Origin of the sequence: Ramlibacter pinisoli (assembly GCF_009758015.1) — a bacterium.
GTDB classification, from domain to species: domain Bacteria; phylum Pseudomonadota; class Gammaproteobacteria; order Burkholderiales; family Burkholderiaceae_C; genus Ramlibacter; species Ramlibacter pinisoli.
Genome location: NZ_WSEL01000011.1, coordinates 122229 through 133863, shown reverse-complemented (window position 1 = coordinate 133863; position 11635 = coordinate 122229). Strand labels below are relative to the sequence as shown.

15 protein-coding genes and 1 pseudogene are annotated in these 11635 nt (G+C 69.0%); 9 read left to right on the top strand and 7 right to left on the bottom strand.

Going from position 1 to position 11635, the window contains the following annotated elements:
* Position 1: 1 nt before the first annotated feature.
* The 3 genes from GON04_RS25810 to GON04_RS25800 are packed head-to-tail and all read right to left on the bottom strand — an operon-like array spanning position 2 to position 2294.
* Positions 2-910 carry an RNA polymerase sigma-70 factor gene (locus GON04_RS25810; protein ID WP_157400991.1) on the bottom strand — a complete coding sequence of 303 codons (909 nt, stop codon included), beginning with the start codon at positions 908-910 and terminating at the stop codon, positions 2-4.
* A 35-nt stretch (positions 911-945) separates the two neighbouring features.
* Entirely contained in the window at positions 946-1428 is a 483-nt protein-coding gene (rfaE2, locus tag GON04_RS25805; protein ID WP_157400990.1) for a D-glycero-beta-D-manno-heptose 1-phosphate adenylyltransferase, read from the bottom strand.
* 5 nt (positions 1429-1433) lie between these two features.
* A complete protein-coding gene (locus tag GON04_RS25800; protein ID WP_157400989.1) occupies positions 1434-2294 on the bottom strand; it encodes a ferritin-like domain-containing protein in 861 nt (286 codons plus the stop codon).
* A 188-nt stretch (positions 2295-2482) separates the two neighbouring features.
* Between GON04_RS25800 and GON04_RS25795 the strand changes: the two genes are divergently transcribed.
* A complete protein-coding gene (locus tag GON04_RS25795; protein ID WP_157400988.1) occupies positions 2483-3064 on the top strand; it encodes a glutathione peroxidase in 582 nt (193 codons plus the stop codon).
* 500 nt (positions 3065-3564) lie between these two features.
* Here the strand turns inward: GON04_RS25795 and GON04_RS25790 are convergent, their stop codons facing one another.
* Positions 3565-4179 (bottom strand): glutathione S-transferase C-terminal domain-containing protein, encoded by a 615-nt coding sequence (locus GON04_RS25790; RefSeq protein WP_157400987.1) that lies wholly within the window; start codon positions 4177-4179, stop codon positions 3565-3567.
* A gap of 135 nt (positions 4180-4314) precedes the next feature.
* Between GON04_RS25790 and purB the strand changes: the two genes are divergently transcribed.
* Positions 4315-5694 (top strand): adenylosuccinate lyase, encoded by a 1380-nt coding sequence (gene purB / locus GON04_RS25785; protein ID WP_157400986.1) that lies wholly within the window; start codon positions 4315-4317, stop codon positions 5692-5694.
* A gap of 1 nt (position 5695) precedes the next feature.
* Complete coding sequence (locus GON04_RS25780) at positions 5696-6256, top strand: YaeQ family protein (protein WP_181653806.1); 561 nt, start codon at positions 5696-5698, stop codon at positions 6254-6256.
* A 7-nt stretch (positions 6257-6263) separates the two neighbouring features.
* Here the strand turns inward: GON04_RS25780 and GON04_RS25775 are convergent, their stop codons facing one another.
* Positions 6264-6566 (bottom strand): putative signal transducing protein, encoded by a 303-nt coding sequence (locus GON04_RS25775; protein ID WP_157400985.1) that lies wholly within the window; start codon positions 6564-6566, stop codon positions 6264-6266.
* The gene (locus GON04_RS25770) at positions 6566-6994 is read right to left on the bottom strand and encodes a DUF3717 domain-containing protein (RefSeq protein WP_157400984.1); all 429 of its coding nucleotides are present in this window, start codon (positions 6992-6994) and stop codon (positions 6566-6568) included. Before GON04_RS25770 ends, GON04_RS25775 begins: the two co-directional genes overlap by 1 nt.
* 57 nt (positions 6995-7051) lie before the next feature.
* Here GON04_RS25770 and GON04_RS25765 point away from each other — a divergent pair, with 57 nt between their 5' ends.
* Positions 7052-7405 carry a phage holin family protein gene (locus GON04_RS25765; protein ID WP_157400983.1) on the top strand — a complete coding sequence of 118 codons (354 nt, stop codon included), beginning with the start codon at positions 7052-7054 and terminating at the stop codon, positions 7403-7405.
* Here the strand turns inward: GON04_RS25765 and GON04_RS25760 are convergent.
* The gene (locus tag GON04_RS25760) at positions 7373-8884 is read right to left on the bottom strand and encodes a M48 family metalloprotease (protein ID WP_157400982.1); all 1512 of its coding nucleotides are present in this window, start codon (positions 8882-8884) and stop codon (positions 7373-7375) included. The genes GON04_RS25765 and GON04_RS25760 overlap by 33 nt on opposite strands.
* Positions 8885-8981: 97 nt before the next feature.
* Between GON04_RS25760 and moaC the strand changes: the two genes are divergently transcribed.
* The 5 genes and pseudogenes from moaC to GON04_RS26980 all read left to right on the top strand — a co-directional run.
* A complete protein-coding gene (moaC, locus tag GON04_RS25755; protein WP_157400981.1) occupies positions 8982-9473 on the top strand; it encodes a cyclic pyranopterin monophosphate synthase MoaC in 492 nt (163 codons plus the stop codon).
* A 110-nt stretch (positions 9474-9583) separates the two neighbouring features.
* Positions 9584-10537: a tyrosine-type recombinase/integrase gene (locus GON04_RS27310; protein ID WP_157400980.1), complete on the top strand. Its 954-nt coding sequence runs from the start codon at positions 9584-9586 to the stop codon at positions 10535-10537.
* A complete protein-coding gene (locus tag GON04_RS25745) occupies positions 10453-10830 on the top strand; it encodes a hypothetical protein (RefSeq protein WP_198349459.1) in 378 nt (125 codons plus the stop codon). Before GON04_RS27310 ends, GON04_RS25745 begins: the two co-directional genes overlap by 85 nt.
* Before the next feature lie 170 nt (positions 10831-11000).
* Positions 11001-11402: an RNA-dependent RNA polymerase family protein gene (locus GON04_RS25740; RefSeq protein WP_157400978.1), complete on the top strand. Its 402-nt coding sequence runs from the start codon at positions 11001-11003 to the stop codon at positions 11400-11402.
* A 114-nt stretch (positions 11403-11516) separates the two neighbouring features.
* A pseudogene (locus GON04_RS26980) lies at positions 11517-11631 on the top strand (cyclic pyranopterin monophosphate synthase MoaC); the annotation flags it as partial.
* Between the last annotated feature and the right edge of the window lie 4 nt (positions 11632-11635).

The following is an 11635-nucleotide window of genomic DNA, read 5'->3' as shown; positions in this document are numbered from 1 at the left end:
GTCACTGCTCAAGACGCGCCGGCCCGCCCGCCTGTGACAGGTGCGCGCGCACCCGTGCCAATTTGTCGGGGTTGCGCTGCACGAACACGGCGGCGATGCGGCCGGCCTGCACCTCGAAGGCCTGCACCGATTCGAGTTCGCCGTCGATCCAGCGCGCCAGTCCCGGCTGGCCGTTCACCCGCACCGGCTGGTAGCGCACCCCGGCCCCGAGCCGCAGGAACGTGGCGTAGTACAGCTGCGCGAGGCGCTGGCCGCCCTGCAGCAGGTGGCCGAACGCGCGGACCTTGCCGCCGCCGTCGCTCACCAGCTGGGCGTCGGGCGCCATCAGGTCGCGCAGGCCGGCCAGGTCGCCCCGGGTGGCGGCGGCCGCGAAGGCCTCCAGCAGCCGCTGGTGCTCAAGCGGATCGACCACCTGCGCCGGCCGCGCCGCCCGCACCCGCTCGCCGGCGCGGTGCACCAGCTGGCGGCAGGCCGCCTCGGTCTTGCCCAGCATGGCCGCCAGGTCGGGGTAGTCGACATCGAACACCTGGCGCAGCACGAAGGCGGCGCGCTCGTGCGGTGCCAGCTGCTCCAGCAGCCGCAGCAGCGCGACCGAGACCTGGTCGGCCCGCTCCAGCAGCGCGTGCGGCGTGTCCTCGTCGGCCGCCTCGACCAGCGGCTCGGGCAGCCAGAAGCCGGTGTAGTGCTCGCGCTCGGCGCGCAGCGCGCGCAGGCGGTCGATGGCCAGCCGGGTGGTGACGGTCACCAGCCAGGCCTCGGGCGTGCGCAGGCTGTCGGTGTCGGATTCGTTCCAGCGCAGCCAGGCGTCCTGCAGCACGTCGTCGGCCTCGGCCGGCGAGCCGAGCATGCGGTAGGCGATGCCGAACAGGCGTCGGCGGTGCTGCTGGAAGGTGGCGGTGCGCTGGTCCATGGCGAAAGACGGACCGGCCGGCCGGCGTGTGACCGCTAGGCGCGGATTTTGCGCACCAGCGCGGTCGTCGAGTAGCCGCCGACGAACGGGATGGCCAGCGCGCGGCCACCCCAGCCCTGCACCAGCCGGGTCTCGGCCAGGGTCTCCATGGCGTAGTCGCCGCCCTTGACGTACAGGGCCGGCCGCAGCTCGTCCAGCAGCTGCACCGGCGTGTCCTCGTCAAACCAGGTGACCAGGCTCACGCTCTCCAGCGCCGCCAGCATCGCGGCCCGGTCCTGCTCGTTGTTCAGCGGCCGCTCCGGCCCCTTGCCGAGCCGGCGCGCCGAGGCGTCGGTGTTGACCGCGACCACCAGGCTGGCACCCAGGGCGCGTGCCTGCGCCAGGTAGGTGGCGTGGCCGCGGTGCAGGACGTCGAACACGCCGTTGGTGAAGACCACCGGCCCGGGCAGGGCGGCCACGGCGGCCGGGGCCTGCGCGCGCGCCACCACCTTGGCGAGAAAGGCCGGCGCGGTGGCCATGACCGTCACGCCGCGTGCGCGGCGGCGGTGCCCTGGGCCAGGACGGCCGTCAGTTCCTTGCGGTAGCGATTGAGCTCCTGCACGCTCTGGAAGCTGCGGTCCATCAGCAGACTGAGGTTGTGCAGGATGCGCTCGACCACCTTGGTCTCCCAGACCGCGTCGAACTTGATCTGGGTGTCCAGCCAGTGCTCCAGCCACTCGGGGTTGGGCAGCCGGCTCTGGATGGTGTCGCGCGGGAACAGCGACTTGTTCACGTGCAGGTTGGTCGGGTGCAGGGCCTGGGCCGTGCGGCGCGCGCTGGCCATCAGCACGCCGACCTTGGCGAAGGCGGCCTTGGCCTCGACGCCGAAGTTGTTGATGGCGCGCTTCATGTAGCGCAGGTAGGCGCCGCCGTGGCGCGCCTCGTCCTGGCTGAGGGTCTGGTAGATGTGCTTGATGACCGGTTCGGTGTGCCACTCGGAGGCGCGCCGGTACCAGTGGTTCAGCCGGATCTCGCCGCAGAAATGCAGCATCAGGGTCTCGAGGGCCGGCGCCGGCTCGAACTCGAAGCGGACCTCGTGCAACTCCTGCTCGCTGGGCACCAGTTCGGGGCGGAACCGCTTGAGGTACTCGATGAGCACCAGCGAGTGCTTCTGCTCCTCGAAAAACCAGATCGACATGAAGGCGGAGAAATCGCTGTCGTTGCGGTTGTCGCGCAGGAACATCTCGGTGGCCGGCAGCGCCGACCACTCGGTGATGGCGTTCATCTTGATGGTCTGCGCCTGTTCGTCGGTCAGCAGCGAGGCGTCGAACCGCTCCCAGGGAATGTCCTTGTCCATGTCCCAGCGTACGGACTCGAGTTGCTTGAACAGTTCTGGATAGAGCATGGGACGTTGTCGTTGGTATTGCGCAGATTTTAAGCGGGGGGCATGAAACGGTCTTGACAGCGTATCGGGATGGCACACGTCAGTCTGCGGCCGGGTCGCGCGCAGGGACACTCGGCGGCCCAGCCATTGGCCCGCCGCCCGAGTGCGCGCAGAATGCGTGCCACCCCCCTCCTGCCAGAAAGCCCCGCATGCGCACGACCCTGCTCGCCTGCCTGGTTGCCACCGTGGCGCTGGGCGGGGCGCCCACGCAAGCCCAGCCGGCGAAGCCGGGCGCCCCCGCGTCTGCCGCAGCCTGCCCTGCGCTGCTGAACCAGGAGTTCCCGCGCCTGCAGGACGAGAAGCCCCAGAACCTGTGCCAGTACGCGGGCAAGGTGCTGCTGGTCGTGAACACCGCCAGCTACTGCGGCTTCACGCCCCAGTACCAGGGGCTGGAGGCGCTGTACGGCCGCTACCGCGAGCGCGGGCTGGTGGTGCTGGGGTTCCCGTCCAACGACTTCGCGCAGGAGACCGGCAGCAACCGCGAGATCGCCGATTTCTGCGAGAGCACCTTCGGCGTCAAGTTCCCGATGTTCGGCAAGAGCGCGGTGCGCGGCCGCGACGCCAACCCGCTGTTCAAGGAACTGGCGGCCCGCACCGGGCGCGCGCCGGCGTGGAACTTCCACAAATACCTGGTGGCGCGCGACGGCACGGTCGTGGCCCAGTACTCCAGCCTCACCGCGCCGGACGACCGCGCCTTCGTCGCCGCGATCGAGAACCTGCTGGCCCGCTGACTGGCGGGTAGCCATCCGGACACGGCAGTCCGGGCCTGCTGACCGGCTCACAAAACTTTACCTGGCTCATGGCCTGCGGCACGGAACCCCGCGGGGCGCCGGCGTGTCTAGAGGGGCACGGAGCACGGCTCCAGAAGAATTCGGTTATTGCTGCGTAGCCTTCCGGCCCCTAGAGGACCGGCTGCAATCCCGGGGCGACTCTTCTCCTCCTCCCTCCCTCCCTCCTTCGTCCCGGGGCGCTTCGCAGCATTTTTCTCACGCCGCACACGCGGCATCCGGCGGCAGCGCGAGGGACCTGTCGCCGGCTTCGGCGGCTGCCGCCCACCCTCTGCGCGACCACGACGAGAGCCAGCAGCTAGCAGCAGGCAGCGGTCGGCGGCACCACCGCGGCATGCGCGCGCGGCGGCCTGCATGCATGGTTGGGGATCGATGCGCCGGGCAACCCTGGGCCGGCCGCGAGCGCGCGTGTCGAACGGCCGCCGGTGACCGGCGGGGTGCCCTCAGGCGGGCTTGGTGTCCTGGAAGCTGGTGCGCTGCATCAGCTTCTCGTGCAACCGCGCCAGGTTGGGGTAGGGCGTGCGCCAGTCGATGTCGGGGAAGCGGAAATCGAGGTAGCCCAGGGCGCAGCCGACCGCGATGTCAGCCAGGCTGAGATGGATGCCGGCGCAGAACGGCTTGTCGCCCAGGCCCTGGCTCATGGCCTTGACGCTGGCGTTGACCTTGCCGAGCTGGCGATCGATCCAGGCCTGGCTGCGCTGCGCCTTGGTGCGCGGCGCCCAGTTGGCCTCCAGCCGCGCCAGGATCGCGGCGTCGAGCACGCCGTCGGCCAGCGCCTCCCAGGTCTTGACCTCGGCGCGCTCGCGGCCGACCGCCGGAATGAGCTTGCCCACCGGCGACAGGGTGTCGAGGTACTCGACGACGACGCGCGAGTCGAACAGGGCCTCGCCGCCTTCCATGACGAGGCAGGGCACCTTGCCCAGCGGATTCGATTCGGTGATGGTGGTTTCGGCGGCCCAGACGTCTTCCTGCACGAACTGATAGTCGAGCTTCTTCTCCGCCATGACGACGCGCACCTTGCGGACGTAGGGGCTGGTCACGGCTCCGATCAGTTTCATGGGACTCTTGCTGTTGTGGGCCACGAACAATTTTAGGGGGAAGCCGTTTCCCCGCTGTGGCAGGGGTGCGACAGGGCCAGGCGCCCCGGCCCGCGCGAGCCGGCGCCTACAATTCGCCCTCCCGAACGGCCTGCCATGACGCTTTCCACCATCTCCGCGCTGTCCCCGCTGGACGGCCGCTACGCCGCGCGCCTGGCGCCCCTGCGACCGCTCATGAGCGAGCAGGGCTACATGCACCGCCGCGTGCAGGTCGAGGTCTGCTGGTTCATCGCCCTGTCCGACGCCGGCTTCGCCCAGTTCAAGCCGCTCACCCCGGGCGCCCGCACCTACCTGCTCGGGCTGGTCAAGAACTTCTCCGAGGCCGACGCGCTGGCGATCAAGGAGATCGAGAAGACGACCAATCACGACGTGAAGGCGGTCGAATACTGGATCAAGTCGAAATTCGAGGCCCGTCCCGAACTGCGGGCGGCGAGCGAATTCGTCCACTTCGCCTGCACCAGCGAGGACATCAACAACACCAGTCACGCGCTGCAGCTCAAGGGCGCGCGCGACCAGGTGCTGCTGCCGGGCCTGGACGGCCTGATCGCCACGCTGCGCGAGATGGCGCACGCCCACGCCGACGTGCCGATGCTCAGCCGCACCCACGGCCAGACCGCCAGCCCCACCACCGTGGGCAAGGAGATCGCCAACGTGGTCGTGCGGCTGGCCGCCGCCCGCGAACGCATCGCCTCCGTCCAGCTGCTCGGCAAGATGAACGGCGCGGTCGGCAACTACAACGCCCACCTGGCGGCCTGCCCCGATTTCGACTGGGAGGCGTTCAGCCGCAAAGTCGTCCAGTCGCCCGAACCGCTGGGCCTGGGCCTGACCTTCCAGCCGTACAGCATCCAGATCGAACCGCACGACTACATGGCCGAGCTGTTCGACGCGGTGGCGCGCACCAACACCATCCTGGTCGACTGGGCGCGCGACGTCTGGGGCTACATCAGCCTGGGCTACTTCAAGCAGCGGCTGCGTCCGGGCGAGATCGGCTCGTCGACCATGCCGCACAAGGTCAACCCGATCGACTTCGAGAACGCCGAGGGCAACCTGGGCCTGGCCAACGCGCTGCTGCGCCACCTGTCGGAGAAGCTGCCGGTCTCGCGCTGGCAGCGCGACCTGACCGATTCGACCGTGCTGCGCAACATGGGCGTGGCGCTGGGCTATGCGGTGCTGGCCTACCACTCGCTGGGCATCGGCCTGTCCAAGCTCGAGCTCAATCGCGAGGCGCTCGACGCCGACCTCGACAGCTCCTGGGAAGTGCTGGCCGAGCCGATCCAGACGGTGATGCGGCGCTACGGCGTGCAGGGCGCCTACGAGAAGCTCAAGGACGTGACGCGCGGCAAGACCGTGCGCGCCGAGGACCTGCACGGCCTGATCCGCTCGCTGGAGATCCCGCCGGAGGAGCGCGACCGCCTGCTGGCCATGACCCCGGCCAGCTACGTGGGCATGGCGGCCGACCTGGCACGGCGCGCCTGACGTGGCGCTCAAGTCCACCGTCTTCAAGGCGCAACTGGCGGTCGCCGACATCGACCACGGCTACTACGCCGACCACGCGCTGACGCTGGCGCGCCATCCCAGCGAGACCGACGAGCGGATGATGGTCCGCCTGGCCGCGCTGGCGCTCAACGCCCATGCGCTGCAGACCGAGTGCAACAGCGACGGCACGCTGGCCTTCGGCGCCGGCCTGTCCGACCCCGACGATCCCGACGTGCACCTGCGCGACTTCACCGGCCGCACCCGCCTGTGGATCGAGGTCGGCCAGCCCGAGGACAAGCCGATGGCGCGCGCCTGCTCCAAGGCCGACCGCGTGCTGCTGTACGCGTTCAGCCCCTCGGCCGAGATCTGGTGGCGCGGCATCGAGACCAAGCTGACCCGCCTGGACCGCCTGCAGGTCTGGCGCATCCCGACCGAGGCCGCGCAGGCGCTCGGGGCGCTGGCCGAGCGCTCGATGCAGCTGCAGGCCACCATCCAGGACGGCGCGCTGCTGCTGTCGAGCGGGACCGGCAGCGTCGAGGTGGAGCCGCTGCGCTGGAAGTGAGCCGGGCTCAGTCCGGCATCGGCCGGCCGCACTGCCAGCAACTGGCGAACCCGCCCTCGACCAACTCGCCGCAGGCGCAGGCCCAGCGCCGCTGCGGCGGCCGCTGCACCTCGCGCAGCATCTCGCGCGCCGCCGCCTCCTGCGTGACGTCGACCAGCCAGACCTCGGGCAGGCACTGGTCGGGCGGCAGCTCCCCGGCCGCGGCGCCCAGGAAGTAGCGGTTCAGGCAGGCGTCGAAGCCGGCCTGGCGCAGCATGTCGACCCACAGCGACGCGATGGCGATGTTGGGCGCCCGCGCCAGCCGCAGCATCAGTCCTTGCCTTCCGGCGGGGTGCCGCCGCCGGCCCTCTCGGCATAGCGGTTGAAGCGCCAGGCGTCACCGGCCAGCGTGATGCGGCGCCAGGTGGCGCGCTTTTCGGCCGGCGTCATCTCGGGCCAGTGCTGCACCTCCTCGAAGGTGCGGCCGCAGCCCTTGCAGTCGTCGTCGCCCTGGCTGGTGGAGCAGATCGCGATGCAGGGGGTGTCGGGCGTGCTGTCGTACCAGGTCCTCCAGGCCGCGTAGGCGGGCGCCGGGAAGCCGTGCTCGTCGGCCTCGTCCTCGTGGTAGTACACCATCAGCGCGTAGACCTCGGCCAGCGCGCGCAGCTCCGGAGCCAGCGTCACGCCGTCGGGCGAGGGCTTGCGCTCGCGCCAGAAATTGATCGCGGCCTCGATGTCGGTGATGTGGATGCCGGCCATGGGGGGCGACGATGATAGCCCGGCCGGGCGGCGGGACCGGATGCTATCCTCGCGCGCATGAAGCTGCTCGCCAAGTGGCTGCTCAGCGCGATGGCATTGTTGTTCGTCGCTTACGTCTACCACGGCGTCGAGGTGAAGAGTTTCACTTCCGCGCTGCTCGCCGCCCTTGTCATCGGCCTGTTCAACATGGTGGTGCGGCCGGTGCTGCTGGTGCTCACGCTGCCGGTCACGGTACTGACGCTGGGCCTGTTCCTGTTCGTGATCAACGCGCTCATGTTCTGGGCCGCCGCCACCGTGCTCGAAGGCTTCGAGGTGCGCGGCTTCGTCGGGGCGCTGGTCGGCTCGCTGATCTACTCGGCGATCGGCGTGGTGATCGAGTCAGCGCTCGAGCGCCTGTTCCCGCGCCAGTGATTCCACCGCCCGCAGGCGGGTGTCGACGATCGAGGCCTCGATGTAGTCGCCGCCGCCGGTGCTGCCCCGGCGCGCCACGTCCTGGGCGGCCTTGAAGCGGTCGACCGCCGCCGGGTAGTCCAGGTGCGCCACCTGGGCCTCGGCCTCGGCGCGCAGGGCGCGCAGCTGCTGCCCCTGGGCGGCGTAGGAGGACGCCAGCAATTGCCAGGCAGTGGCATCGCGCGGCTGCGCCGCCACCCAGGCCTGCAGGCGCTGCGCCACCTCGGGCGCCCCGCCGGTGGCCATCCGGGCCTGGGCCCACAGCAGCACGTCGGCCCGGCTCTCGCTCTTGCCGTCGACCAGCGCCAGCGCGCGGTCGGTGCGGCCGACGCCCAGCGCCAGTTCGGCCGCCAGCAGGCGGGCGTGGCGGGCGCCCACGGCCGACCCTTCGAGCGTCTTGCCCAGCCGCTGGCCGAGCGCGAACGCGGCCTCCTGGTCGCGCAGCCGCGACGCTGCCAGCGCGGCCGCGTACAGCACCGAGGCGGCGCGGGCCTGCGGCGCGCCCGGCTGCAGGTTGGCGGCGTCGCTGGCCAGCGCGCGCAGGCCGTCGACGCCGTTGGCCGAGATCGCCCGCGCCCGGCCGGCCATCAGCGCGTGCTCCAGCACCGCCTCGGGCGCCGGCGCCGCGCCGCGCGGGATGAGCTGCAGGCGCTGCTGCATGTCGGCCACCCGCTCGGTGGTCAGCGGGTGGCTGCGCAGGTAGGGGAAGGCGCCGTAGTCGTTCAGGCGCGAGGCCTGCTGCAGCTTCTCGAACATGCCGACGAAGCCCTGCGGCTGGTAGCCGGCCTGGCTGAGGACGCCGAAGCCGACCCGGTCGGCCTCGCGCTCCATGTCGCGCGAGAAACTCAGCTGGCCGTGGATGGCGGCCGCCTGGCTGCCGGCGATCACCGCGTTGGCCGCCTGCGGGTTGCGCGACGCCGCCAGCGCGCCCAGGATCATGGCGCCGATCACCCAGGGCGTCTGGCGCTTCTCCTGGCTGACCAGGCGGGCGATGTGGCGCTGGGTCACGTGGCTCAGTTCGTGGGCCAGCACCGAGGCCAGTTCGTCGCGGGTGGCGGTGACGCTCACCAGGCCCAGGTTCAGCCCCAGCCAGCCGCCCGGCACCGCGAAGGCGTTGACGGTGCGGTCCTTGCCCAGCAGCACCTGCCAGGCGAACCGGTCGTCCAGCTCCGGCGTCAGCTCGCCGCGGGCGCGGGCGGCGTCCAGCAGCGGTTGCCAGATGCCGCGGACATAGTCGGCCAGAACCGGGTCGTCGATGAAATCGGGATCGCGGTACAGCTCGCGGGCGATCCGCTCACCGAGGCGGCGCTCGGCGGCGATGCTCATGTCGGCGCTGTCGCCCAGCGTCGGCAACTGGGCCCGGGCAGGCACGGCCAGCAGCGCGGCGGCCACCAGGGCCGCCAGCAGGCGCAGGGCCGGGCGGTGACGTGCGGAAGTCATCGGGCAATGATGCGACAGAACTGTCAACGGCAAGTAACCGGCCCCGATCGCCCTGTCGGCCGCCCCGCTTATCATCGCGTCCACCCCGAGCCCCGCCATGACCGGTCTGACCCACTTCGACGCCCACGGCCAAGCCCACATGGTGGACGTGGCCGGCAAGGCCGCCACCCGTCGCGTGGCCGTGGCGGGCGGCCGCATCGCCATGCTCCCGGCCACCCTGGCGCTGGTGCGCGCCGGCAGCGCGGCCAAGGGCGACGTGCTGGGCGTGGCCCGCATCGCCGGCATCCAGGGCGCCAAGAAGACCAGCGAGCTGGTCCCGCTGTGCCACCCCCTCGCGCTGACACGCGTCGCGGTCGACTTCACCCTCGACGAGGCGGCTTCGGCCGTCCTGTGCACCGCCACCGCCGAGACGATCGGCCCAACCGGCGTCGAGATGGAGGCCCTCACCGCCGTGCAGGTGGCCCTGCTGACCATCTACGACATGTGCAAGGCGGTCGACCGCGGCATGACGATCGGGGATGTCAGGCTGCTGGAGAAGCGGGGGGGGAAGTCGGGGGAGTGGAAGGCTTCTCCGAGGGAAACCGGCTGATTCTGAGGTGTTGGGGAGGGGGCTTGCTGGGGTAGGTTCTGCACCTCCCATCGCGGCCTCCAAAGGGCTGAAAACGCCGTTTTGTCCATCGTTTGTCCAAGTGAGACGCGATGGCATCGATCAGAAAGCGCGGTAGCGCGTGGCAGGCTCGTGTGACTCGTAAGGGTTTCCCAGACGAGACCGCATCGTTCAAAACGAAGTCCGAGGCGCTGGAGTGGTGTCGCAGCATCGAGACCGGCATGGACGCCGGACGGTACATCCGCACCAAGGAGGCGGGAGACACACCCCTAGCGGAACTGCTTAGACGGTATCGTGAAACCGTAACGCCGTTGAAGCGAGGCGCACATGACGAGGCGATTCGGCTAAAGGCATTCGAACGACCACGCTTCGCCAAGCTCTCGCTGCTGAACGTGACCCCAAAGGTCATCGCGGCCTTCCGAGACGAGCGGCTAGGAGAGTGCAGTCCTGCTACGGTCATCCGCGACTTGGCCGTGCTGTCTTCGATCTTCAACCACGCAAGGCGCGAATGGGGGGTCGAGTTCCCGAACCCTGTTCAACTTGTTCGCAAGCCAGTTGCTCCAGCCGGACGAGATCGCACGCTTTCGGTCCCGGAAGAGGAAAGACTGCTTGCGGCGTCGGCACCAACGGGCAGACGGAACCCCTTACTCCACCCTCTTGTTCTCATGGCGCTGGAGACTGCCATGCGCCGTGGCGAGTTGCTGTCTTTGCGATGGGAACACGTGCATCTCAACCGCCGCTGCGTCTTCTTGCCGCAGACGAAGAACGGCACCTCGCGCTGGGTACCCCTTTCGACCCGAACGTTGAGTGCGCTGGAGGGCCTCCACAGGGCTGCAGAGGGGCTTGTCTTCCCCATTGCAGCTTCAGCTCTAGACAAGTGCTTTAGGCGAGCCTGTGCCCGCGCAGGCATCATGAACTTCCGATTCCCAAAGATCAAGCTCCTGCGAAGGTCAGATGGCGGATGCGTCTCGGCGACCCCGTATCCGGGGTTCGCGATTTCGAAGAAGCCGCACATAGCGAAGAAGAACGCTGGCCCCGCCAAGTAGTGAGCGACGGCATCCGCTTTGAACTCATTGAGCCACGACGTAACCATCTTCTGGGCGAGAAGATCGTGCTCCTGCGTGAAGGGGACGTTGAGGGCGGCAAGACGCGCCTTGGCTCGATCGACCGCATCGCTGACGCTCTTCGTGTACGGATTCAGGTCAGGCTTGATTCGGTCCTGAATCGCATGCCCAAGTTCGTGGGCCACCACGGCGAAGTGGGGCAACAGCCCCAACGCGTGGCCAGGTACAGAGACTCGGAGAACTGGCCAGGTGATGGCGCCCACCGCGTCCTTTAGTGACTGAGTCGCGCCCTTCAATCCGAGCGCATTTCTTCCGTCGATCGGACGAAGCTCGTAGTTGGGAAGATGCTCTGCCCGGAAGAAGATCGTCTGTTTGATCCCCAGGCCTTCCACCCATCGCTGAAACGGGCCGACTAGCCGAGCGTGGCATCCGATACAGCAGATACGTGGACGATGTGACGGTGTCGTCCCGCAGCGCATTCGACCCTGAGACCAAGGAATGGGTCCTCGCGCAGGTCTACGGAATGATGGGAGGAGCGGGGTTCAAGCCACAGAGGGAGAAGCACATCAGCCTGAGTTCGAGGCTTCCCATGACCATCATGGGTCTGAATGCCAACAGCAGGAAGGGACCTACCATCCCTCAGGCCGAACGTGCAGTTATCCGGGCGCAGGTTCATCGTATTGCAGCAGGTGAGAACGGCCCCGAACTCAGTGCGCTTCTCGCGCAATCGAGCGGTCGAGTGTCGAAGTTGAAACGTCTCCACCCCAATGAGGCCGAGCCTTTGCGAATGCGCCTCCGTGAGGCCGCCGACCTGCTGGCACGACTCAGTCGACCGGCTGCCTCCTGATTCAGTACCATTGCGCTGGGCAGCAATGAGGCTGTCCAGATTTTGTCCAACCCAGATGGGCGACACGGCACCAGAGGCATTACCTCTCGCCTTATGAATCAACGACTTAGCCTCGCCCTGCTCACGATCTACGACATGTGCAAGGCGGTCGACCGGGGGATGACGATCGGGGATGTCAGGTTGTTGGAGAAGCGGGGGGAAGTCGGGGGAGTGGGTCCGCCCGGACTGAAGGA